Raw genomic sequence first — 22395 nt, 5'->3', positions numbered from 1 at the left:
GGCGGCGGATTTAGAAGGTCTCCCACTCGTCCGACTTTTCCTCCTTGTGGCTGGCGGGCAGGGCCGGCCGGGCGGTGGGCGCCGCTGATGGCGCCGGACGTGCCGGCAAAGCCTTGGCCGGGCTTGCAGCGGCTGCCACCGCTACCGGCGGCGCCTTGCGCACGGCAGTGGCCTGAATACTGCGCGGGACACTGCTTATTTCCGGTGCTGCCCCCTTCTCGTCCAGACGGAACACACTGACCAGTTCCAGCAGACGCTGGGCCTGATCCTGCAGCGCCTGTGCCGCTGCGGCGGCTTCTTCCACCAGGGCGGCGTTCTGCTGCGTGGTGTTGTCCATTTGCATGATGGCCTGGTTGACCTGTTCGATGCCGTCGCTCTGTTCCCGCGTGGCCGCTGAAATCTCTCCGACGATGTGGCTGACCTGTTCGATGCTGTGGACCACCTCATCCATGGTACTGCCGGCCTGTGCCACCAACTCGGTCCCGGAGGAGACCTGGCTGACCGAGTCGTTGATCAGCTCCTTGATTTCCTTGGCGGCGGTGGCTGAACGCTGCGCCAGTCCGCGCACTTCGGAGGCCACCACGGCAAAGCCACGGCCCTGTTCGCCGGCGCGTGCCGCTTCCACGGCGGCATTGAGCGCCAGGATGTTGGTCTGGAAGGCAATGCCGTCGATGACCGAGATGATGTCGACGATCTTGCGCGAGGAATCATTGATGGCGCCCATGGTCTGCACCACCTGCTTGACAGCCTGGCCGCCCTGGTTGGCCACTTGCGTGGCGGTGCCGGCGAGCTCGCTGGATTTGCGGGTGTGGTCGGCGTTCTGCTTGACGCTGGAGGTCAGTTGTTCCAGCGAAGAGGCCGTCTCTTCCAGAGCGCTGGCCTGTTCCTCGGTGCGCGAAGAGAGGTCCAGGTTGCCAGTGGCGATCTGGGTCGAGGCGGTGACCATGGAGTCTGTGCCGCGTCGCACTTCGAGCACGATGGCCTTGAGCTTCTGGTTCATCGCCGCCAGTGCGTGCAGCAGGCGGCCGGTCTCGTCGGTGGAGCGGGAGTCGATCACGGCGGTCAGGTCACCGGCGGCGACGGTCTCGGCCACTTCGACGGCACGGCTGAGCGGCCGGGTGATGCTGCGCGAAATGGTCCAGGCGATGAAGGCGGCGAACAGGGCTGAGACTAGGCCGGAGGACAGCATGATCAGGCGCGTGGTGTTGTAGGCGGCTTCGGCGTCGGTGACCGACTGGTCCATCATCTTTTGCTGGGTGTCGGCCAGGTTGTCCAGTTCACCGAAGTAGGCTTTCTGCAACGCGCCGACTTTGGTGATGAGCAGTTCGACAGCAGCATCGCGCTGGCCCTTGGCATTGAGTGCCTCGACTTCCCTGCGCTGGGCGGCATATTCATCGCGCGCCTTCATGACCTTGGCCAGTTGCGCGCGGGCCGCGGGATTGACCAGCATCTCGTCGAGGTCCTTCAGGTGTGCCGTGACCTGCAGCGAGAGATCGTTCACGACCGCCTGTTCCCGCGTCGCCTGCTCGGGACTATTGGTCAGCAACTGGTTACGCACGGCGATGGCGACGTCGTCGATCTTGCCGGAGATGGTGTTGATAAGGGCGATCTTCTTGTAGCGGTCGTTGACCACCAGATCGAGTGCCTTGTTGATGTCTCCCAGGCGGATCAGGCCCAGGGTGACGATGGCGGCGATCACCAGGATCAGGACCGAAAAGGCGAAGGCCAGGCGTGTGGCAATGCTGAGATTACTGAAGCGCATTATTTTCCCCCCGAAAAATGTGATTGCGACTTGTCTGCTAAAGCAAAAGAACTGGTGTGATGACCAGCCATCGATGATAAGCCAGTTACGTGTAACGAGAACCTTCCCATCACGTAAATTCCTGACGGAATATCTATCCTCACGGCAATATTGGCTGGCCGACAAATCAAGCTGCAAGGCCGTGCGGGGGGACGCGGTCTTGCGGCGATAGGTGTCGCTGACCTCAGGCAGCGCGCGGCTGACTCAGGACAGCCGCGTAGCGTAGCACGAACAGCAGGAAGGCCAGCGACCAGCAGGCAGCAGAGATCGTCAGGAGCAAGTTGCCGGAGATAAACGTTGCTGCAATGCGACATCCAGCTGCCGCGCTGATGGCCGTATAGATGGCGACGGTGCTGCGATCGGCGCGCAGGGCACGGCCGGTATGCCCCAGCGATACCCGCGTCATCACCCCCAGCACCATGCTGCCCATGGCACCGGCTGTGAGCGCGTGGATGGCGCCGATTTCCAGCGTCGGTAGCGCCACCAGGCTCAGGCCCAACAGGGCTACGCCGGCGATCAGCCACAGATAGGCCAGGTGCAGCACGGCCAGCAGGGGTTCGGCCAGGGTGGCATGGCCGCGCCAGCCCAGCAGCCTGGCCAGGTTCAGCGCCGCCGCCAGTAACAGCAGGGCACCTACGGCAGTGGCGCGGGGCAGGCAGGCCCAGGCCAGCAGCGTGGCGTGCAGGCTGGCGGTGGCGGCCATGTCGAGCCAGCGATGGCTGGTGACTTGAAGCGGGCTGCGTTGTGCCGTGAGCCAGTTGCGCGTGAAGGCCGGGATGATGCGCGCGCCGATCACTGACATCAGGATGCAGACCGCCACCAGTGCCAGGCGCCAGTCCAGGCCCGGGGGCAGATCCACGCCGCCGACGCGCAGGTACATCAGCAGGTCGGCCACGCCCAGCAGGGCCACGGGGAGTGGCATGGGCAGGTTGCGGCGGTTGCGGGCGGCGATGATGTCGCTCCAGGCTACGGTGCACAGGGCCAGCGGAAACAGTAGTTCAGCCAGCGCTGCCAGCCACAGTGGCAGCAGCGCGGAAACGGTGCCGACCACGCGGCCCAGCAGCCACAGGCCGGCCAATACCGCGAGCAGGGTGCCACGTACCGGAGTGCGGCCGGTCCAGTTGGGGATGGCAGTGAGCAGGAAGCCGGCGATGGCGGCCATGATCCAGCCAAACAGCATTTCGTGGATGTGCCAGCTCAGGGCATCGAAATGGGTGGGCAAGACCACGTGACCGTGCAGGATGCCGATCCACAGCACTATGCACAGGGCCGCCCACAGGCTGCCGGCCAGGAAGAAGGGCCGAAATCCCAGCGAGAACAGGGGCGGAGGGGTGTTTGCAGGACCAAGCTTGGACGATGTGGGTGCCGACGAGCGGACGCTGATCTGGGTCATGGGATGTCCCGAGGTTGGCGGCCGACGGCATGGGAGTGCGGCGGCCTGAGCGGGGCATTCTAGGTCGGCAGCCGGGACTTGCCTTTGCGATGAAACAAAGGGGGGATGCTTTGCCACGGCAATGTGCCGTGCGCGGAGAGAACGCGGGTGGGATGGGGAGGGAGAAACCTGAAAAGGGAGACCGCACGAAACAACGCCGACCTGTAGGTCGGCGCTGGAAGCGTTACGCTCACGGAAACAGGCCGGGATCGCCGGCGCTGTTCCGTTTTCAGGCAGCCTTGGCTTGCGAGGAGCCGGCCTGGTTGGCGCTCTCGCTGATGGCGATCTGGCGGTTCACGGCAGACAGCACGGCCTTGAAGGAAGCGGTGACGATGTTGGCGTCGATGCCCACGCCGAAGCCGGTCGGGGCTTCGTTCAGGCGCAGTTCGATGTAGCTGGCGGCCTTGGCGTCGGCACCGGCGCCGATGGCGTGTTCATGGAAGTCCATCAGCTTGATGTCCAGGCCCAGGGCATGCACGAAGGCATCGATGGGACCGTTGCCGCTGCCGCGCACGGTGACTGGCTGGCCATTGCGCACGATGTCGACTTCGATGTTGATCGACTCGGCCTTGGCCGTGTCTTCCGACATGCGGTGGGCGCGGTAGACATAGGGCTCGCTGCGCTCCAGGTATTCGCGCTGGAAGATGGCGTGGATGTCGGAGGCAGCGATTTCCTTGCCGGTGGCATCGGCCTCGCGCTGGATGGCGCGCGAGAATTCGATCTGCAGGCGGCGCGGCAGGGCCAGGCCGTATTCCTGTTCCAGCAGGTAGGCCATGCCGCCCTTGCCGGACTGGCTGTTGACGCGGATGACCGCATCGTAGCTGCGGCCCAGGTCGGCCGGGTCGATCGGCAGGTAGGGCACTTCCCAGATGGCGTCGGGCTGCTGCTTGGCGAAGCCCTTCTTGATGGCATCCTGGTGCGAGCCGGAGAAGGCGGTGAAGACCAGGTCGCCCACATACGGGTGACGCGGGTGCACCGGGATCTGGTTGCACTCTTCCACCACCTGGCGTACTACGTCGATGTCGGAGAAGTCCAGACCCGGGTTCACACCCTGGGTGTACAGGTTCAGAGCCAGGGTGACCAGGTCGACGTTGCCGGTGCGCTCGCCGTTGCCGAACAGGCAGCCTTCGACGCGGTCGGCGCCGGCCATCACGGCCAGTTCGGCCGAGGCCACGGCGGTGCCGCGATCATTGTGCGGGTGCACCGAGATGATGGCGCTGTCGCGGTGCTTCAGGTTGCGGCACATCCACTCGATCTGGTCGGCGTAGACGTTGGGAGTGGCGCACTCGACGGTGGAGGGCAGGTTCAGGATGATCTTGCGATTGGGCGTGGCACCCCAGGTTTCGCAGACGGCGTCGCAGATGTCCTTGGAGAAGTCCAGTTCGGTGGTGCTGAAGGATTCCGGCGAATACTCGAAGCGCCACTCGGTGCCGGGACGCGCATCGGTCAGTTCCTTGACCAGCCTGGTGCCGGTGACGGCGATGTTCTTGATCTCGTCGCGCGACATGTTGAAGACGATCTTGCGGAAGGCCGGTGCCACCGAGTTATACAGGTGGACGATGGCCTTCTTGGCTCCTTCCAGCGATTCCACGGTGCGGCGGATCAGCTCTTCACGCGACTGGGTCAGCACGATGATGGTGACGTCGTCGGGGATGCGGTTTTCGACGATGAGCTTGCGCACGAAGTCGAAGTCGGTCTGCGAGGCCGAGGGGAAGCCGACTTCGATTTCCTTCAGGCCGGTCTTCAACAGCAGTTCGAAGAAGCGCAGCTTGCGCTCGGCGTTCATCGGTTCGATCAGGGCCTGGTTGCCATCGCGCAGGTCGGTGCTCATCCAGATCGGCGGGGTGTCGATCACCTTGCTGGGCCAGGTGCGATCCGGCAGGTCGATGGCGGGGAAGGGGCGGTATTTGGCGGCGGGGTTGTTCAACATCATGATGGACCTCTAAGTCTGAAGAATGCGTGGAATGCGGAAATGCTTCAATGCGTCAGATGTGGCGGATCGGGTTGCCTGGCTGCCACGGGCGCGTGGCCAGACAACCCGTCATAGAGCCAGAGGCGGCATCTCCTGCCGCGCGCAGCTCGGCTGGCATGCTTGCCGGCGCGGAGTGTGGATGGTCCTGGTGTTCGAATGCATGATCGCTTCGCCTGATGCGGCTGCGACGTCGGCTCGGTACAGCTTGCGCGTCACTGCCTGGTTTTACTGCCGGTATTGCTGGATTTGATTGGGTTTGCCGGATCGCGTGACATCAGCGGGAACGGCAGGAACTGCGGATTTTAGCGCGAGGCTAGTAGTAGCGACACCGATAGCAACGCTAGCAGGGCGCTGGCGCTGTTGTGGCGTAGGGAGAAGTTTGCTGCGGAAGTCATCTGAGCAATGTAGAAGATTGGCCGCAAGCTTGTCAAGCGCTATCTGCCAGAGCAGAGGAAAAGCCAGGTAAATCCCTGCCGGAGTGAAATAAATTTGTTGCTACAATCGTCTGATAAATGACCCGAAGGTCATTTATATTGACGCGGCGGGCCGCAAACGGTGGTGCGGATGGAACGCCGCTGCCTGATTGCGCTCCAACGCAAGCCCTGCAATGGCGCCACCATGCCCGTCAGCTGCCCTTGCAGAAACCATAACAACAGCACCCGCCCGCGGGACCATCCTCATCCATGCAGAAACGCCCGGACCTGATCGTTTGCGAAGAATGCGACGCCGTCTACCAGCGCATGCCGCTCGGGGAGCGCGAGATCGCCCGTTGCCTGCGCTGCGGCGCCGAGCTTGAGCGCGATACCGGCAAGCGCCTGCAGCACCTGCTGCCGCTGACGGTGGGCGCGCTGATCCTGTTCGTGATCGCCAATGTCTTCCCTATCGTGACCATCGAACTGCAGGGCCTGTCCAGCCAGACCACCCTGATCGGCGCGGTGGTCGCGCTCACCCGTGATGGCATGTCGGAAGTGGCGCTGCTGGTGCTGGCCACGACCCTGCTGTTCCCGCTGATCCAGCTGGGCGTGCTGCTTTACCTGTTGCTGCCGGCGGCGCGTGCGACCCGGCCGCCCGGTTTCGTGCTGCTGCTGCGGCTGATGCAGGCAGCGCGGCCGTGGGGCATGATCGAAGTTTTCATGCTGGGCATCCTGGTGGCGCTGATCAAGCTGTCCAACATGGCCGAGGTGATTCCCGGTCCGGCGCTGTGGTCCTTCGGCGGCCTGACGGTGCTGCTGACGGTGGTGGTGTCGTTCAATCCGCGCTATCTGTGGCATCTGTGGGAGCAGCAGCAGGCCGAGCAGTTCGGTGACCAGGGAGCAGGCGCATGAGCCGCGCCCATGAACCGGCCAGCGCCACCCTGGCCGAAGATGAAGACCTGCAGGTGGCGGACGCCGCCTCGCAGGGCGTCATCGGCTGCCACCACTGCGGCACGGTCTGGCAAGGCGCCACCGAGCACGAGCACTGCGGCGTCTGCCACGCGCCGTTGCACGTGCGCAAGATCGACAGTCTCACCCGCACCTGGGCGCTGCTGATCGCGGCCTGCATCATGTACATCCCGGCCAACATGATGCCGGTGATGGTCACCAGTACGCTGCTCGATGAACAGCGCGACACCATCCTCTCCGGCGTCATCTATTTCTGGACCTCGGGCGAATGGGGGCTGGCGCTGGTGGTCTTCGTGGCCAGTTTCCTGGTGCCGCTGTTCAAGCTGGTGGCGCTGGGCATCCTGGTCATCTCGGCGCGCCGCCGCAGCCGCTGGCAGCGCCTGCAACGGGCCAAGCTGTATCGCCTGGTCGAAGCCATCGGACGCTGGTCCATGCTGGACGTGTTCGTGGTCTCGGTGCTGACCGGGCTGGTCAAGATCCACGGTTTTGCCAACGTCCACGCCGGCATCGGCATTGCCGCCTTCGGTGCGGTGGTGGTGCTGACCATGCTGGCCTCGCTCTCCTTCGATCCTCGCCTGATCTGGGACGATGCCACCCCGATTTCAACTGTCAACAAGAAACAGGAACCCGCATGACCCCACCTGACACCCCCCAGGACAAACCGGCGCTGCTGCAGCCCCGGCGCACGCGCCAGCGCAACTGGCTGCCCTCGCTGGTCTGGTTCATTCCCATCATCGCGGCCATCGTCGGGCTGACGCTGGTGGCCAAGATCCTGGTCGAGCGTGGCCCGGTGGTCACGGTCAGCTTCCGCTCGGCCGAGGGCCTGGAAGCCGGCAAGACCAAGGTCAAGTACAAGGATGTGGAAATCGGCCAGGTGCAGACCCTGAAGCTGGCCGCCGACCGCTCGCACGTGCTGGTGGGTATCCAGCTCAACCAGGAGGCCTCCGGCTTCAATGCCGAAGACACGCGTTTCTGGGTGGTGCGCCCGCGCATCGCCGCCTCGGGCATCTCGGGGCTGGGCACCTTGCTCTCGGGCGCCTATATCGGTGCCGATGCCGGTGTCTCGGAAGAGACCAAGAAGGAATTCGTCGGTCTGGAGCAGCCGCCCATCGTCACGCGGGATGCCTCGGGTCGCCAGTTCGTGCTGCATACGGACGACCTGGGCTCGCTCGATATCGGCTCCCCCATCTTCTACCGGCGTATCAAGGTGGGTCAGGTGGTGGCCTATGATCTCGATTCGGATGGACGTGGCGTGACCCTGCGCATCTTCGTCAATGCCCCCTACGACAAGTTCGTCACCCAGGCTTCGCGCTTCTGGCATGCCAGCGGCTTCAACATGGAACTCAATGCCAGCGGCTTCAAGCTGCATACCCAGGCGCTGTCGACGGTGGTGCTGGGGGGCATCGCCTTCCGTGACCGCGATGAAGATCGCGTCAGTGCCCCGGCCAAGGAAGGTTCTGAATATCCGTTGGTCGAAGACGAAAGCGCTGCCATGAAGGAGCCCGATGGCGTGCCGCAGACGGCCTTGTTGTATTTCGACCAGTCCCTGCGTGGCCTGCAGCCGGGCGCGACCGTCGATTTCCGTGGCGTGGTGCTGGGCGAGGTCAAGAGCATCGGCGTCGAGTACGACCGCGAGCGCCGCGAATTCCGCATGCCGGTGCTGGTGCAGATCTATCCGGACCGCCTGGGTCGCCGCTTCCACGAAGAGACCGGCGAGGAGCGCCGCTCCAATGCGCAACTGCTGCGCCTGCTGGTCAAGCGCGGCCTGCGCGCCCAGCTGCGCAACGGCAATCTCCTGACCGGCCAGTTGTACGTGGCGCTCGACTTCTTCCCCAAGGCCAAACCGGCACAGATCGATACTGAGAAAGTGCCGCTGGAGTTGCCGACCATTCCGGGCAGCCTGGACGCATTGCAGCAGCAGCTCTCGGATATCGCCGGCAAGCTCTCCAAGGTACCGTTCGACGAGATCGGTCGCGATCTGCAGACCACCCTGAAGACCTTGAACAAGACCTTGTCGACCGCCGAGCAGACCGCTGCGCGCATCAACAACGACATCGCACCCGAGATGCAGGCCGCCATGAAGGATGCCCGCAAGACCCTCAATGCGGCCGAGCGCACCTTGTCCGACGACGCACCCCTGCAGCAGGACATTCGCCAGACCATGCAGGAACTGTCCAAGGCCGCGGCCTCGATCCGCGTCTTGACCGATTACCTGCAACAGCATCCGGAATCGCTGATCCGGGGCAAACAGGAGCCATGATGCACAACAGGAACAGCCTCTCTCCCAAGACCCTGGCCGCCGCCCTGGTGGCGTCACTGCTGGCCGCTTGCGGCAGTTCGCCGCCCGCGACGTTCTACACCCTGGCCAGCCCGGCCGACAGCACGCCGGCGGTACGCACCGCCAGCCAGGGGCCGCAGACCTTCATCGAGGTGATGCCGGTGGCGGTACCCGACCGCCTGGCCCGTCCGCAACTGGTGGTGCGCAGCGATGCCACCCGATTGGAGGTGCTGGAACAGGACCGCTGGTCCTCGCCCTTCAACAATGAGTTGCGCGATGCCCTGGCCGCCGGCGTGGCCGCGCGCCTGGGCGCCATCGACGTCTCGCGGGGTGGTCGCCCGGCTGACCAGGCCAGCTATCGGATCAATGTCGAGCTACGCGACTTCGATGCCGCCCGCGGTGGACGCGTCCAGGCCGCCTTCGGCTGGACCATCACCCGCTCCGACGACCGCCGCAGCGGCGCCTGTCGGCTGACGGTCGTGGAGCCGGTCAGCGGTGGCGCCAATGCCGACGTGGTCGCCGCCACCCAGAAGGCCGTCGCGCAGGCAGCGCAGGCGATTGCCGATGGCGTACGCGCTTTGCAGGCGGGGCAGGGTGGGCAGTGTTCGGGGTGAGATCGTCCGGATCGATCAAGCACCCAAGAAAAAGCCGCTTCCTCGGAAGCGGCTTTTCAACATCTCAAGACCGGTCAGTGATCAGTAGCGATCAACGATCACCGTAGGAGCGACGCGGGCCGTCGGCGCGGAAGCCGCCACCGTTGTTACCCTTGTAGCCACCGCCAGCACCGCCTTCGCGACGCGGACCACCGGCCGGCTTGGCGCCGCCGAAGCTGCGACCTTCGCGGTTGCCGCTGTAGCCGCCGGCTTCGCGATTGCCACCGAAGCCACCTTCACGGTTGCCGCCTTCGCGATGACCACCGAAACCACCTTCGCGATGACCACCGCCTTCACGATTGCCGGCGCCGTAGCGCGGGCCGCTGTTGCTGCGGCCGTCGCCCGGACGCCAGCCACCCGGCTTGCGCGGGCTGCGCGGTGCAGCCGACTTCTTCGGTTCGAAACCTTCCACCACATCGACCGGGATGGTCTGCTTGGTGAAGCGCTCGATGCGCTTGACCTGCATGCCTTCAGCGTGATTGACCAGCGAGATGGCCACGCCATTGCGGCCGGCACGACCGGTACGACCGATACGGTGCACGTAGTCTTCGGCGAACTTGGGCAGGTCGTAGTTGAACACGTGGGTGATGCCCGGCACGTCGATGCCGCGGGCGGCCACGTCGGTGGCCACCAGCATGCGCACCTGACCACGGCGCAGGCTGTTCAGGGTGCGGTTACGGGCGCCCTGGTGCATGTCACCATGCAGTGCGGCGGCAGCGAAACCGGCGATGTTCAGGCGATCGGCGATGGTGTCGGCGTCACGCTTGGTGGCGGTGAAGATCACGGCCTGGTCGATACTGGTGTCGCGCAGCAGGTGATCCAGCAGGCGGTTCTTGTGCGACAGGTCATCCACGAAGTGGACGCGCTGCATGATGTTTTCATGACGGGTCGACGAGCTGGCGATCTGGATGGTCAGCGGGTTATTGGTGATGCGCTTGGCCATGTTGCCGACGACGCCGTCCAGCGTGGCCGAGAACAGCATGGTCTGGCGGGTGGTCGGGGTAGCGGCGACGATCTTTTCGATGTCGTCGATGAAACCCATGTCCAGCATGCGGTCAGCTTCGTCCAGCACCAGGATCTGCAGCTGCGAGAAATCGATCTTGCCCGATTCCATGTGGTCGATCAGACGACCCGGGGTGGCCACCAGGATTTCAGGATTGCGCGACAGCAGTTGCATCTGCTTCGGGTAGGGCATGCCGCCCAGGATCGACACCACGCGCACACGGCGCATGTAGGAGCCGTACTTGTCGGTGGCGGTGGTCACTTGCAGGGCCAGTTCGCGGGTCGGGGTCAGCACTAGCATCTTCGGCTGTGCCGGCTGGTAACGCGGACGCTCGCCACGGGCACGGGTGGCCTGGCGTTCCTGGTTGGGCGTACGGGCGGCCTGCGGCGCCTGCGGCAGGTCTGCCAGCTGGTGCAGCGAGGGCAGCATGAAAGCGGCGGTCTTGCCCGAACCGGTCTGCGAGGACACCAGCAGATCCTGGCCGCTGATGGCGGCGGGGATGGCTTTTTCCTGGACCGGGGTCGGGGAGGTATAGCCTGCTTCGGTCAGGGCTTTGATGATCGAAGGGTTCAGGCCGAGTGCTTCAAAAGTCATAATCTCTTTCGTGAATGTGATACGCCAGGCACGAGACGGGCGCACGCAAGCGCGCCGGACATCGAGTGTCTGAACGAAAAAAAGCAACGCCAACCGACGAAATGACTATGAAAAATACAAAGAAATTTCGGCACAAAAGCTTTGCGCCGGGACGGCATCATCAAGGGATGCCAGGGGCGGGGGGCTTTTACGGGGAACTTGTCGTTATGACAGGTAAGGCTTGCGAAGCTGCTTGGGCGAATCTGGCTGGAAATCCTGGAAGCCAGGGTTCACGTCCGATTCGCCTGTGCATCGGTTATTGCAATGCACAAGGCGAATCATACAGTAAAACATCGAAATTAGCACCAAAGGTTTTCGATAACTGTCTTTTATTTGCGGATGAGGCTTGCTTATTCTGCCATTCCGCCAACTACGCGCGAAAAGCCGCCGTCCACGTAGGTGATTTCACCGGTAATGCCCGAGGCCAGGTCGGAGAGCAGGAAGGCCGAGGCATTGCCGACGTCTTCGATGGTCACGTTGCGGCGCAGCGGGGCAGTGGCAGCCACGGCACCCAGGATCTTGCCGAAGCCCTTGATGCCGCTGGCGGCCAGGGTCTTGATCGGACCGGCGGAGACGCCGTTGACGCGCACGCCTTTGGGACCAAGCGATTCGGCCAGGTAGCGCACCGACGCCTCCAGCGAGGCCTTGGCCAGGCCCATGGTGTTGTAGTTGGGGACCACGCGCTCCGAACCCAGGTAGGTCAGGGTCAGCAGGGCGGCGTTGGGCGACAGCAGCGGCAGGGCGGCCTTGGCCATGGCCGGGAAGCTGTAGGCCGAGATGTCGTGGGCGATCTTGAAGCCTTCGCGCGAGAAGCCTTCCAGGAAGTCGCCGGCGATGGCGTCGGCCGGGGCGAAGCCGATGGCGTGGACCAGGCCGTCCAGCTGGCTCCAGGACTTGCCCAGGTCGGCGAACAAGGCATTGATCTGCTCATCGCTGCCGACGTCGCAGTCGAAGACCAGCTTGCTGTCGAACTCTTCGGCGAACTTGGTGATGCGGTCCTTGAAGCGTTCACCGACGTAGGTGAAGGCCAGTTCGGCGCCTTCGCGCTTGCACGCCTGGGCGATGCCGTAGGCGATGGAACGGTTGGACAGCAAGCCGGTGATCAGAATTTTTTTGCCTTGCAGAAATGCCATGATGACTCCGTATGGTCCGCCGCGTCCTGCGTAGGGCCGCCTGGCAGGCGGGCGCGCGGGGCGGCCGATGGTGATGGCGACGGTCGCATCGTGCGGCCACCGCGCTGGAACAGACCCGGATTGTAGGGGCTAGCGGCAGGCGCGGCAACCTTTGCGGCCCGTTCGCATTGCGCAGTCAAGCTATGAACTTAGTTGCTTTAATTGCTTCCCTGTAATCGTTCCTCTATTTACAATGCCCCGGAACAAAATCGTTTCCAGGCCGGTGGGCACGGGACTTGCCTGCCCCCAGACATCAACGCCCGCGACAGCGCAGACAGACAACCGCATGGTCAAGCCCCTGAAGACATCCCGGATTTTCCTTTCCTCCCTGCTGGCCGCCACGCTGGCTTACGCCGCTCCAGCCCACGCCGAGCATGCCTTTTCGCTGTACGACACGCCCAAGTATCCGGCCGGCTTCAGCCATTTCGACTACGTCAATGCAGATGCGCCACGTCGCGGCACGCTCTATCTGGCCAACCCCGACCGCCGCACCAGCTTCGACAAGTTCAATCCCTTGTCCTTGAAGGGCGTGGCCGCCGCCGGGCTGGACCAGCTGATGTTCGAAACCCTGGCCGTGTCTTCCGCCGACGAGGTCGCGACCGTCTATGGCTTGCTGGCCGACGACATGAAGCTGGCGCCGGACCGCATGTCCATGACCTTCCACTTGAATCCCAAGGCGCGCTTCAACAATGGCGACAAGGTCACGGCCGAGGATGTGAAGTATTCCTATGACACCATCCTGGCCAAGGGTGCGCCGCAATTCAAATCTGTCTTTGCCGATGTGAAGGATTGCGTAGTGGTCGATGCGGCGACGGTGCGCTTCGACTTCGCCAGCAGCAACCATGAACTGCCGCTGATCGTAGGCAGCGTGCCGGTGTTCTCCAGGAAATGGGCGCAGGGCACCCCCTTCGACCAGATCCAGCTGACCCCGCCCATCAGCACCGGCCCCTACCTGATCGAGAGCTACGACACCGGCCGCAGCATCACCTACCGCCGCAATCCCGACTACTGGGGCAAGGAGGTGCCGGCCCGGCGCGGCATGTTCAACTTCGAGCGTATCGTCTACCGTTTCTACAAGGATGACCTGGCGCGGCTGGAGGCCTTCAAGGCCGGCGAGTTCGACGTGGTGGTGGAGTACAGCGCCAAGAACTGGGCGCGCAGCTATACCGGCCCGCAGTTCCGCGACGGCCGCATCATCAAGAAGGAATTCAAGCATTCCAATGGTGCCGGCATGCAGGGTTTCGTGATGAATCTGCGGCGCGACCAGTTCAAGGATGTGCGCGTGCGCCAGGCCATCGGGCTGGCGCTGGACTATGAATGGATGAACCGCCAGCTGTTCTACGGCCAGTACACCCGCATCTACTCCTTCTTCAACAACAGTCAGCTGGCCGCCACCGGCGAGCCGCAGGGTGACGAGCTGGCCTTGCTGAAGTCGCTGCAGGCCAAGGGCCTGAAGATCGATCCGGCGGTGTTCGGCCCGGCACCCGTCCCGCCCTCGACCAATCCACCCGCCTCGCTGCGCGCCAATCTGCGCCAGGCCCGCGAACTGCTGGCCCAGGCCGGCTGGGTCTACCGCGATGGCGCGGTACGCAATGCCCAGGGCGTGGCGCTGTCCTTCGAGATCCTGGATGACCAGAGCTCCATGTCGCGCGTCATCAGCGTGTTTGCGCGCAACCTGCGCACGCTGGGCATCGATGTGGTCCAGCGCAGCGCCGACTACGCGCTGGTGGCCAAGCGCATGGAAGATTTCGACTTCGACATGACCAGCATCCGCTTCCCCGACACCAGCAGCCCGGGTAATGAGCTGTTCGACATGTTCGGTTCCAAGGCGGCCGATGAAAAGGGCTCCAACAATGCCTGGGGTCTGAAGGACCCGGTGGTGGACCAACTGGTGCAGGCGGTGGTGGCGGCCGATACCCGGGTCCGGCTGACTGCCGCGGCGCGGGCGCTGGACCGGGTGCTGCTGCACAAGTACATCGTGGTGCCGCACTGGTATTCGTCCACTCATCGCATCGCCTACCAGAACCGCTTCGGCATTCCGCAGGTGGCGCCGCTGTATTACCAGGCCGATCCCTATGTGATCAGCACCTGGTGGGAAGAGAAGGGGCGTTGAAGATGAAGCACGCAACGATGTCCGGCCAGGCCGGTCTTGAACGAGGATGCCTGCAGTCATGAATATCTGGTCCTACATTTTGAAGCGGGTGCTGTTGATGATCCCCACGCTCTTCGGCGTGGTCGCCATCACCTTTGCCGTGATCCAGTTCGTACCGGGTGGCCCGGTGGAACAGGCCATGCTGGAGATGAAAGGCCGTGGCGGCGGCGGTGAGGCCTCCGGCGGTGGCGCCGCCAGCGGTGCCTCGGCCTATCGCGGCCGGCAGGGCATCGACGAACAACGCATCGAGGAAATCAAGAAACTCTACGGCTTCGACAAGCCCCCGGTAGAGCGCTTCTGGAGCATGCTCAAGGGCTTCCTCACCTTCGACCTGGGCAAGAGCTTCTACCACCATGGCGATGTCTGGACCCTGGTCAAATCCAAGCTGCCGGTCTCCATCAGCATCGGCCTGTGGACCTTCTTCCTGAGTTACCTGATCTCGGTGCCGCTGGGTATCGCCAAGGCGGTGCGCGAGGGCAGCCGTTTCGATGTCGCCACTACCGGCCTGGTGCTGGTCGGCTATTCCATTCCCGGCTTCGTGCTGGGGGTGTTCCTGCTGGTGGTGTTCGCCGGCGGCAGTTTCGTGCAGTGGTTCCCGCTGCGGGGGCTGACCTCGGACAACTGGGCCAGCCTGTCGCTGGTGGGCAAGGTCACCGACTATCTCTGGCATATCACGCTGCCGGTGGCGGCCTCGGTGATCGGCGCCTTTGCGGTCATCACCATGCTGACCCGCAATACCTTCCTCGAAGAAATCCGCAAGCAGTACGTCCTGACCGCACGGGCCAAGGGACTCTCCGAGCGCAAGGTGCTCTACAAGCACGTCTTCCGCAACGCGCTGATCCCGCTGGTGACCGGTTTCCCCTCGGCCTTCATCGCTTCCTTCTTCGCCGGCAGCCTCCTGATCGAGACCCTGTTCTCGCTGGACGGCATGGGTCTGCTGGCCTATGAATCGGCGATCCGGCGAGACTATCCGGTGGTGATGGGCACGCTCTATCTGTTTACGCTCATCGGCCTGGTGGTCAAGCTGCTGGGCGACCTCTGCTATGTGTGGGCCGACCCGCGCGTTCAATTCGAAAGCCTGGCGAAATGAGCATGACCCCTTCCTTGGCCCCGTCCATCTCGCCCAGCCGCCGCATCTGGCTGCGCTTTTGCGCCGACCGTACCGGTTACTGGAGCCTGGTGCTGTTTTCCATCCTGTTCGTGCTGAGCCTGGGCGCGGAACTGATCTCCAACGACAAGCCGCTGGTGGCCAGCTACCAGGGCAAGCTGATGTTCCCGATGCTGCAGGATTATTCGGACAAGAGCTTCGGCGGCGATTTCGATTCTCCGGCCGACTATCTCGATCCCTTCATCGAGCAGCAATTCCACAAGGACGGCAACTGGGTCATCTACCCGCCCAATCGCTATAGCTACAACACGCTGAACTACTTCGCAAAGCAGCCCAACCCGGCCGAACCCTCCGGCGAGAACTGGCTGGGTACCGATGATCGCGGACGCGATGTGTTTGCCCGTCTGCTCTACGGCTTCCGGGTGTCGGTACTGTTCGGCATGGCGCTGACCTTCATCGGCGTGGTGCTGGGTGTGGCCGCAGGTGCCGTGCAGGGCTACTTCGCCGGGCGCACCGACCTGATCACCCAGCGCCTGCTGGAAATCTGGGGCTCCATGCCGGAGCTCTACCTGCTGATCATCTTTTCCTCGATCTTCCAGCCCAGCCTGGGGCTGCTGCTGGTGTTGCTGTCGCTGTTCGGCTGGATGAGCCTGTCGGATTACGTGCGCGCCGATTTCCTGCGCAACCGCAATCTCGAATATGTGCAAGCTGCCCGCGCCCTGGGGTTGCCGGACCGCCTGATCATCTGGCGTCACGTCCTGCCCAATAGCATGACGACAGTGGTGACCTTCCTGCCCTTCCGCATGAGCGCGGCCATCCTGGCACTGACCAGCCTGGACTTCCTCGGCCTGGGCGTGCCACCTTCCACACCCAGCCTGGGCGAGCTGCTGGCGCAGGGCAAGAACAATCTCGATGCGTGGTGGATCGCGCTGTCCACCTTCGTGGTGCTGACCGTGACCCTGCTGCTGCTGACCAATATCGGCAATGCCCTGCGCAATGCCCTGGATGTGCGGAGGAAGGCATGAGCGGCCCCCTGCTGGAAGTGAAGGACCTGACGGTGCGCTTCGGCGACGCCGTGGTGGTGGACCGCGTCAGTTTTTCCATTGCCCCTGGCGAGAAGTTCGCGCTGGTGGGGGAGTCGGGTTCCGGCAAGACCGTCTCCTCGCTGGCGGTGCTGCAACTGAACCAGGATGCGCGCTATGAGGGCAGCATCCTGCTCGACGGCCAGGACGTGCTGCAGAAGAGCGAGCGCCAGATGCAACAGGTGCGCGGCAACGATGTGGCGATGATCTTCCAGGAGCCGATGACGGCCCTGAACCCGCTCTTCACCATCGGCAACCAGATCGCCGAGGTGTTGATGCACCACGAAGCCATCGACGCCCGCGAGGCCGCCCGGCGTGCCGTAGCCTTGCTGGAAAAGACCGGTATCCCGGAGCCGGCGCGCCGGGCGCTGTCCTATCCGCATGAGCTCTCGGGCGGCCAGCGCCAGCGCGCCATGATCGCCATGGCCCTGGCCTGCAAGCCCAAGCTGCTCATTGCCGATGAACCGACCACGGCACTGGATGTGACCATCCAGGTGCAGATCCTGGCCCTGCTGAACCAGTTGCAGCGCGAGGAAAACATGGCCGTGCTGATCATTTCGCACGATCTGAACCTGGTGCGCCATTTCGCCGACCGCGTCGGCGTGATGGAGAAAGGCAAGCTGGTGGAAAGTGCCAGCGTGCCCGAACTGTTCGCCAACCCCCAGCAACCGTACACGCGCAAGCTGCTGCAAAGCCGGCCGCAGCGCAATGCCGCCGATGTCCCCGGGGACGCGCCGGTGGTATTGCAGGCCGAGAAATTGCGCTGCACCTACCAGATCAAGCAGGGCTGGTTCGCCAAGCGCGCCTTCCATGCGGTCGACGGCATCGACCTGCAATTGCGGCGCGGCGAGACCCTCGGCATCGTCGGGGAATCCGGTTCCGGCAAGTCCACGCTGGGCATGGCCCTGCTGCGGCTGTCGCCGGCCAGCGTGGCGGGCAGCATCCGCTTCGACGGCGTGCCTATCTCCGAGCGCAGCAGTCGCGACCTGCGGCCCTTGCGCGCGCGCATGCAGGTGGTGTTCCAGGACCCGTTCGCCTCGCTCTCGCCTCGTCGTACCGTGGAGCAGATCGTCGGAGAAGGCCTGGCCCTGCATCATCCCGGCCAGAGCCTCGAACAGCAGCGCCAGGCGATCGTCGCCGCGCTGGAAGAGGTGGGTCTGACGGCGGCCGTGCTGGAACGTTATCCCCACGAATTCTCCGGCGGCCAGCGCCAGCGCATCGCCATTGCCCGCGCGCTGGTGCTGCAGCCGGAACTGCTGCTGCTGGATGAACCGACCTCGGCGCTGGACGTGACCGTGCAGCAGCAGGTCTTGCAATTGCTGGCCGACCTGCAGCGCCGGCATGGCCTGGCCTACCTCTTCATCACCCATGATCTGGCGGTGGTGCAGGCCATGGCGCATCAGGTGATCGTGATGAAGGACGGCAAGGTGGTCGAGAGTGGTGATACCGCCGAGGTACTGCAACGACCGCAGCAGGAATACACGCGTCGCCTGGTGGCGGCCGCCACCTACGCCGAAGCGGCGGGCTGACGCGCGATCGCTCCCCAAAAAGAAAACCCGAAGTCCGGATCAGCTCCGGGGCTTCGGGTTCATACGGGCTACCGTTGTTTTTCTTTTCTCGTGCTTGAGGCGCGATTTTTTTTTAATGGGCGGTCAAGCCGCCCGGGTCTCCTCCGGCATCCTCCGGATCATTGCTTGCGTGCGCCGTTGCCCGAGGCCAGGGTGAGCGGCTTGCCGGCCACCTTGCGGGCTGGCGCCGGGGCGGCCTTGCGTACCGGTGCCTTGGCGGCAGCGACCTGGCGGCGCACCGGTGCAGCACGATGATTGGCGGCGACCCGTGTGGGCGCGGCATGCGCGGCCACATTGGGGACGTGCAACTGCAGGCTCTGGCCGGCGGCCAGGGTGTCGCGCTTCAAGCCATTCCATTCCTTGATCTGTGCCACGCTCACACGATAGCGACCGGCGATGCCGGCCAGGGTGTCGCGCTTGCCGGCCTTGACGTAGATGCGGCGGGTTTCCGGCGCATCCGGAGCAATGGCCAGGCGGGCGTTGTCGGCGATTTCCGGGGTCAGGTCGGTATCGAGCGCAGCGGTTTCCTCGGTCTTGGGCACGAGGATGGTGGAGCCGGCCTTGAGAACCATGCGCGGCGGAATCTGGTTGACGCTGCGGATCACTTCAGGGGTCGTGCCGAACTTGCTGGCGATGGTCTCGATGCGCTCGCGGGCGCTGGAGACGGTGTGTGCGGTCCAGGTCGAGAAGGCCTGGGTCCACTTGGACATGTTGGCCTTGAACTTCTCGGCATTGCTTTCCGGCAGGAGGATCTTGGTGTCTTCGCCGCCGATGATGACCGGGCGGTTGAACTGCGGATTGAGCGCCTTGAATTCGTCCAGCGACAGCTCGGCCAGTTGCGCTGCAACCTTGACGTCGATGTTGCGGGTCTTGCCGATGGTCACGAAGTAGGGCTGGTTATCGACCTTGGGCAGGGCGATATCGAAGCTGGCCGGGTTGGCGATGATGTTCTTGACCGCCTGCAGCTTGGGCACGTAGTTGCGGGTCTCATTGGGCATCTGCGCCGACAGTGTGTTGAAGTCGATCGGCAGGCCGGCGGCCAGGTTGCGGTTCACGGCGCGCTGCACCGAGCCTTCGCCCCAGTTATAGGCGGCCAGCGCCAGTTGCCAGTCGCCAAACATGCCGTAGAGCTTCTGCAGGTAGGTCAGCGCCGCATCGGTCGAGGCCAGCACGTCGCGGCGCTCGTCGGTAAACATGTTCTGCTTGAGGTTGTAGTCGCGCCCGGTGGAGGGGATGAACTGCCACATGCCAGCCGCCTTGGCGGTAGACAGTGCCTCCGGATTGAAGGCCGATTCGATGAAGGGCAGCAGCGCCAGTTCGGTCGGCATGCCGCGCTTTTCCAGCTCCTGCACCACATGGAACAGATAGCGAGAAGCGCGCACCGTGGTGCGCTGGATGTAGTCGGGACGGGAGCTGTACCACTGGGTCTGGCTCTCCACCAGCGCATTGTCCAGATCAGGAATTCCGAAGCCCTTGCGAATGCGTGTCCAGATGTCGATGTCGTTCATCCCCGGCAGGGCATTGCCGGCCAGTTCGGGATTGATCGCATTGAAGGGAGCGGGGTAGATCGAGATATCGTTGGCGTAGGAGAGCAGCGGGGTGCCAGCGCAGAACAGGGCGGCAATGGCAAGTTGTTTCAAAGTACGCTGCATGTGGGCGATATCCTGTGCCAGAGGCAAAAGTTTGCGTGCGGCGCTTCCGTTGCAGAGCTGTGATTGAAGCTCGACACCTCCTGCCGGCGGGATCCGGATCAGTCCGATCACGGTCGCGTGCAGGTTGACGGTAATGCAAGGTCGGAAGCTGCGAGTTTCCCCGGCGTGGTGCAGGGAGGACACCGGTTCGTAAAAAATCGTAAAAACGCTGGTGCCCAAATTGGGGAATTGGAGGAGTGTACGGAAGACCCTTTTTCGCAGTCAAGTAAAAATTGGTCCCTGTTACAAAGCCAAGTCCTTGATTTGCAGGGAATTGCGCCCTAATTTTCCCCCAACGTCGGTCTATCTGTAGGTATTTTTCCATTCGCGCAGCGCCGCAAAGCTGCTAACTTCGTCTAACTGCGCCAAACGGCCCGCCTTCTGCAAGGAATGCTGGATTTCCGGCGAGCTCGCCCGCAGGAAAGGATTGGTCTCGCGCTCCAGCCCGATGGTGCTGGGCACGGTAGGCAGTCCTTGCTCACGGCGGGCGCGCTCACGCACGATGCGCGCCGCCAGCTCGGCATTGCCCGGTTCTACCTCGGCGGCGAACTTCAGGTTCGACAGGGTGTACTCGTGGGCGCAGTAGACCTGGGTCGTGGCGGGCAGGTCGGCCAGTTTCCCGAGGGAATCCAGCATCTGCTGCGGACTGCCCTCGAACAGCCGGCCGCATCCGCCGGCAAAGAGCGTATCGCCGCAGAAGAGCATCTGCTGCTGCGCGGTGTAGTAGGCGATGTGACCCAGGGTATGACCCGGCACCTCGATGACCTCCAGTTGCAAGCCCAGTGCGGCAATGTTGACCTGTTCGTTCCCGTGCAGCGGGACGGTGATCCCCTTGATGCGGGATTGTTCACGCGCCGGACCATAGACCGGAACGACAGGGAAGTCGTCGCTCACCGCCTGCCTCGCCAGCTCGACCACGCCGCCGACATGGTCAGCATGATGATGAGTCAGTAGAATAGCGGCCAACGTCAGGCCTTCGGCCTGCAATGCGGCCAGTACGGGCGTGGCATCGCCGGGATCGACCACGGCGGCGTAGCGCCCGTCGTGGATGATCCACAGGTAGTTGTCGTCGAACGCCGGTACGGCCAGGACGTCCAATGAAGTTTTCTGATCTGCTTGAGCTGGCTTGGCTGGCTGGGTCATGAGGCGCGAAAGAAGAGATGGCTGACAAGGCTGAACATGCCCACAATGCTGGCAATCCCGAAATTATAGACCTGGCCACCTGGTTGCAGACGCCCATTGGCAATTACCTGCGGCAGTGGGAGCAGCACCATCTCAATGCCTTGACGGCCGACATCTTCGGTTTCAACGCGGTGCAGATCGGCTCTCCGCAGATCCACGCCCTGCAGGCCAACCGCATGCCGTATCGCTGGCTGGCCGACAAGCACATGCCGGTGGAAGGTCAATCCGAGCTGGAAGTGCCGCAGGTCGTCACACCCGACTTCGGCGAACTGCCCTTCGCCAGCCAGAGCCTGGACCTGGTGGTGCTGCCGCACGTACTGGAGTTCGCCGCCGAGCCGCACCAGGTGTTGCGCGAGGTGGAGCGCGTGCTGATTCCGGAAGGGCAGGTCATCATCTGCGGCTTCAACCCCAGCAGCCTGTGGGGCATGCGCCAGGCAGCGGGGCGCCTGACCGGCGCGCACTTCCTGCCGCAGGACGGCGAATTCATCCGCCTGCCGCGCCTGAAGGACTGGCTCAAGCTGCTGAACATGGAAGTCAACCGCGGCCACTTTGGTTGCTACGCCCCGCCTTGCGAGACCAGCCAGTGGCTGGAGCGCTTCGGCTTCATGGAAAAGGCGGGCGACCGCTGGTGGCCTTACTTCGGTGCGGTCTATATCGTGCAGGCGATCAAGCGCGTCCCCGGCATGCGCCTGATCGGCCCGGCCCTGCAGCGGCAGAAACTGAAGGCGCCGCGTGGCGTGCCGGTGACCAATCGCATTCACAAGACCGACTGACACCGACAAAACCGGCTGGTGCTGCGCGATCAGGTATCATCGCGACCCGCCCACCCGAGCAAATAGATGGAAGAGCATGGACAAAGTAGAGATTTATTCCGATGGCGCCTGCAAGGGCAATCCTGGTCGTGGCGGCTGGGGCGCGTTGCTGGTGGCTGGTGGACAGGAGAAGGAAATCTTTGGTGGCGAGCCCAATACCACCAATAACCGCATGGAGCTGATGGCGGTGATTCAGGCGCTCAATGCCTTGAAGCGCCCCTGCGAAGTCGTGGTGCATACCGACAGCCAGTACGTGCAGAAGGGCATCAGCGAGTGGATCCACGGCTGGAAGGCTCGCGGCTGGAAGACCGCCAGCAAGGAACCGGTCAAGAACGCCGACCTGTGGCAGGCGCTGGATGCCGCCCAGCAGCAGCACCAGGTGGAATGGCGCTGGGTACGCGGCCACAACGGCCATGCCGGCAATGAGCGCGCCGACCAGCTGGCCAACCGCGGTGCGGACAGCATCCGGTAGGC

At 63.7% G+C, this 22395-nt stretch carries 17 protein-coding genes; 10 read left to right on the top strand and 7 right to left on the bottom strand.

Annotation, left to right across the window (positions count from 1 at the left end; genetic code table 11):
• Nucleotides 1-10 precede the first annotated feature (10 nt).
• The 3 genes from HFRIS_RS15555 to leuA form a co-directional block, all read right to left on the bottom strand.
• Nucleotides 11-1762 carry a methyl-accepting chemotaxis protein gene (locus HFRIS_RS15555; protein WP_006464356.1) on the bottom strand — a complete coding sequence of 584 codons (1752 nt, stop codon included), beginning with the start codon at nucleotides 1760-1762 and terminating at the stop codon, nucleotides 11-13.
• A 223-nt stretch (nucleotides 1763-1985) separates the two neighbouring features.
• Complete coding sequence (locus HFRIS_RS15550) at nucleotides 1986-3194, bottom strand: NnrS family protein (protein WP_006464355.1); 1209 nt, start codon at nucleotides 3192-3194, stop codon at nucleotides 1986-1988.
• 268 nt (nucleotides 3195-3462) lie between these two features.
• A complete protein-coding gene (gene leuA / locus HFRIS_RS15545) occupies nucleotides 3463-5166 on the bottom strand; it encodes a 2-isopropylmalate synthase (RefSeq protein WP_039876004.1) in 1704 nt (567 codons plus the stop codon).
• A gap of 722 nt (nucleotides 5167-5888) precedes the next feature.
• Between leuA and HFRIS_RS15540 the strand changes: the two genes are divergently transcribed.
• From HFRIS_RS15540 to HFRIS_RS15525, 4 genes are read left to right on the top strand one after another with little or no spacing between them, the layout of a single operon-like run.
• Nucleotides 5889-6530 carry a paraquat-inducible protein A gene (locus tag HFRIS_RS15540; RefSeq protein WP_006464353.1) on the top strand — a complete coding sequence of 214 codons (642 nt, stop codon included), beginning with the start codon at nucleotides 5889-5891 and terminating at the stop codon, nucleotides 6528-6530.
• A complete protein-coding gene (locus HFRIS_RS15535; RefSeq protein ID WP_006464352.1) occupies nucleotides 6527-7222 on the top strand; it encodes a paraquat-inducible protein A in 696 nt (231 codons plus the stop codon). Before HFRIS_RS15540 ends, HFRIS_RS15535 begins: the two co-directional genes overlap by 4 nt.
• Nucleotides 7219-8847, top strand: coding sequence for a PqiB family protein (locus HFRIS_RS15530; protein ID WP_006464351.1), 1629 nt, complete (start codon nucleotides 7219-7221; stop codon nucleotides 8845-8847). The genes HFRIS_RS15535 and HFRIS_RS15530 overlap by 4 nt, the downstream gene beginning before the upstream one ends.
• Nucleotides 8844-9479: a PqiC family protein gene (locus HFRIS_RS15525; RefSeq protein ID WP_039876001.1), complete on the top strand. Its 636-nt coding sequence runs from the start codon at nucleotides 8844-8846 to the stop codon at nucleotides 9477-9479. The genes HFRIS_RS15530 and HFRIS_RS15525 overlap by 4 nt, the downstream gene beginning before the upstream one ends.
• Before the next feature lie 91 nt (nucleotides 9480-9570).
• Here HFRIS_RS15525 and HFRIS_RS15520 read toward each other — a convergent pair whose 3' ends face one another.
• Nucleotides 9571-11115 carry a DEAD/DEAH box helicase gene (locus HFRIS_RS15520; RefSeq protein WP_006464349.1) on the bottom strand — a complete coding sequence of 515 codons (1545 nt, stop codon included), beginning with the start codon at nucleotides 11113-11115 and terminating at the stop codon, nucleotides 9571-9573.
• Nucleotides 11116-11504: 389 nt separating this feature from the next.
• Nucleotides 11505-12287 carry an enoyl-ACP reductase FabI gene (gene fabI / locus HFRIS_RS15515; RefSeq protein WP_006464348.1) on the bottom strand — a complete coding sequence of 261 codons (783 nt, stop codon included), beginning with the start codon at nucleotides 12285-12287 and terminating at the stop codon, nucleotides 11505-11507.
• A 325-nt stretch (nucleotides 12288-12612) separates the two neighbouring features.
• On the opposite strand from fabI, the gene HFRIS_RS15510 reads away from it, so the two are divergent.
• Genes HFRIS_RS15510 through HFRIS_RS15495 form a run of 4 tightly spaced genes read left to right on the top strand, consistent with a single transcriptional unit; the run spans nucleotide 12613 to nucleotide 18197 of the window.
• Nucleotides 12613-14439 carry an extracellular solute-binding protein gene (locus HFRIS_RS15510; RefSeq protein WP_006464347.1) on the top strand — a complete coding sequence of 609 codons (1827 nt, stop codon included), beginning with the start codon at nucleotides 12613-12615 and terminating at the stop codon, nucleotides 14437-14439.
• Nucleotides 14440-14497: 58 nt separating this feature from the next.
• Nucleotides 14498-15568, top strand: coding sequence for a microcin C ABC transporter permease YejB (locus HFRIS_RS15505; protein ID WP_006464346.1), 1071 nt, complete (start codon nucleotides 14498-14500; stop codon nucleotides 15566-15568).
• Nucleotides 15565-16611 carry an ABC transporter permease gene (locus tag HFRIS_RS15500; protein ID WP_039875999.1) on the top strand — a complete coding sequence of 349 codons (1047 nt, stop codon included), beginning with the start codon at nucleotides 15565-15567 and terminating at the stop codon, nucleotides 16609-16611. Before HFRIS_RS15505 ends, HFRIS_RS15500 begins: the two co-directional genes overlap by 4 nt.
• Entirely contained in the window at nucleotides 16608-18197 is a 1590-nt protein-coding gene (locus HFRIS_RS15495) for an ABC transporter ATP-binding protein (RefSeq protein WP_006464344.1), read from the top strand. The genes HFRIS_RS15500 and HFRIS_RS15495 overlap by 4 nt, the downstream gene beginning before the upstream one ends.
• A 158-nt stretch (nucleotides 18198-18355) precedes the next feature.
• On the opposite strand, the gene HFRIS_RS15490 is transcribed toward HFRIS_RS15495, so the two are convergent.
• Together HFRIS_RS15490 and gloB are read right to left on the bottom strand one after the other, a co-directional pair.
• Nucleotides 18356-19888, bottom strand: a complete 1533-nt coding sequence (locus HFRIS_RS15490; protein ID WP_006464343.1) for a transglycosylase SLT domain-containing protein — start codon at nucleotides 19886-19888, stop codon at nucleotides 18356-18358.
• A 342-nt stretch (nucleotides 19889-20230) separates the two neighbouring features.
• Entirely contained in the window at nucleotides 20231-21025 is a 795-nt protein-coding gene (gloB, locus tag HFRIS_RS15485; RefSeq protein WP_006464342.1) for a hydroxyacylglutathione hydrolase, read from the bottom strand.
• A 62-nt stretch (nucleotides 21026-21087) separates the two neighbouring features.
• Between gloB and HFRIS_RS15480 the strand changes: the two genes are divergently transcribed.
• Nucleotides 21088-21882, top strand: coding sequence for a class I SAM-dependent methyltransferase (locus HFRIS_RS15480; RefSeq protein ID WP_006464341.1), 795 nt, complete (start codon nucleotides 21088-21090; stop codon nucleotides 21880-21882).
• A gap of 76 nt (nucleotides 21883-21958) precedes the next feature.
• Nucleotides 21959-22393, top strand: a complete 435-nt coding sequence (gene rnhA, locus HFRIS_RS15475; RefSeq protein WP_006464340.1) for a ribonuclease HI — start codon at nucleotides 21959-21961, stop codon at nucleotides 22391-22393.
• Nucleotides 22394-22395 lie beyond the last annotated feature (2 nt).

Origin of the sequence: Herbaspirillum frisingense GSF30 (assembly GCF_000300975.2) — a bacterium.
GTDB lineage: Bacteria > Pseudomonadota > Gammaproteobacteria > Burkholderiales > Burkholderiaceae_D > Herbaspirillum > Herbaspirillum frisingense.
This window is presented reverse-complemented; position numbering and strand designations above follow the sequence as displayed.

Excerpts from the sequence above, each read along its gene's own strand:
- HFRIS_RS15555 (WP_006464356.1), bottom strand. The coding sequence starts at position 1,762 with ATGCGCTTCAGTAATCTCAGCATTGCCACACGCCTGGCCTTCGCCTTT.
- HFRIS_RS15550 (WP_006464355.1), bottom strand. The coding sequence starts at position 3,194 with ATGACCCAGATCAGCGTCCGCTCGTCGGCACCCACATCGTCCAAGCTT.
- leuA (WP_039876004.1), bottom strand. The coding sequence starts at position 5,166 with ATGATGTTGAACAACCCCGCCGCCAAATACCGCCCCTTCCCCGCCATC.
- HFRIS_RS15540 (WP_006464353.1), top strand. The coding sequence starts at position 5,889 with ATGCAGAAACGCCCGGACCTGATCGTTTGCGAAGAATGCGACGCCGTC.
- HFRIS_RS15535 (WP_006464352.1), top strand. The coding sequence starts at position 6,527 with ATGAGCCGCGCCCATGAACCGGCCAGCGCCACCCTGGCCGAAGATGAA.
- HFRIS_RS15530 (WP_006464351.1), top strand. The coding sequence starts at position 7,219 with ATGACCCCACCTGACACCCCCCAGGACAAACCGGCGCTGCTGCAGCCC.
- HFRIS_RS15525 (WP_039876001.1), top strand. The coding sequence starts at position 8,844 with ATGATGCACAACAGGAACAGCCTCTCTCCCAAGACCCTGGCCGCCGCC.
- HFRIS_RS15520 (WP_006464349.1), bottom strand. The coding sequence starts at position 11,115 with ATGACTTTTGAAGCACTCGGCCTGAACCCTTCGATCATCAAAGCCCTG.
- fabI (WP_006464348.1), bottom strand. The coding sequence starts at position 12,287 with ATGGCATTTCTGCAAGGCAAAAAAATTCTGATCACCGGCTTGCTGTCC.
- HFRIS_RS15510 (WP_006464347.1), top strand. The coding sequence starts at position 12,613 with ATGGTCAAGCCCCTGAAGACATCCCGGATTTTCCTTTCCTCCCTGCTG.
- HFRIS_RS15505 (WP_006464346.1), top strand. The coding sequence starts at position 14,498 with ATGAATATCTGGTCCTACATTTTGAAGCGGGTGCTGTTGATGATCCCC.
- HFRIS_RS15500 (WP_039875999.1), top strand. The coding sequence starts at position 15,565 with ATGAGCATGACCCCTTCCTTGGCCCCGTCCATCTCGCCCAGCCGCCGC.
- HFRIS_RS15495 (WP_006464344.1), top strand. The coding sequence starts at position 16,608 with ATGAGCGGCCCCCTGCTGGAAGTGAAGGACCTGACGGTGCGCTTCGGC.
- HFRIS_RS15490 (WP_006464343.1), bottom strand. The coding sequence starts at position 19,888 with ATGCAGCGTACTTTGAAACAACTTGCCATTGCCGCCCTGTTCTGCGCT.
- HFRIS_RS15480 (WP_006464341.1), top strand. The coding sequence starts at position 21,088 with ATGGCTGACAAGGCTGAACATGCCCACAATGCTGGCAATCCCGAAATT.
- rnhA (WP_006464340.1), top strand. The coding sequence starts at position 21,959 with ATGGACAAAGTAGAGATTTATTCCGATGGCGCCTGCAAGGGCAATCCT.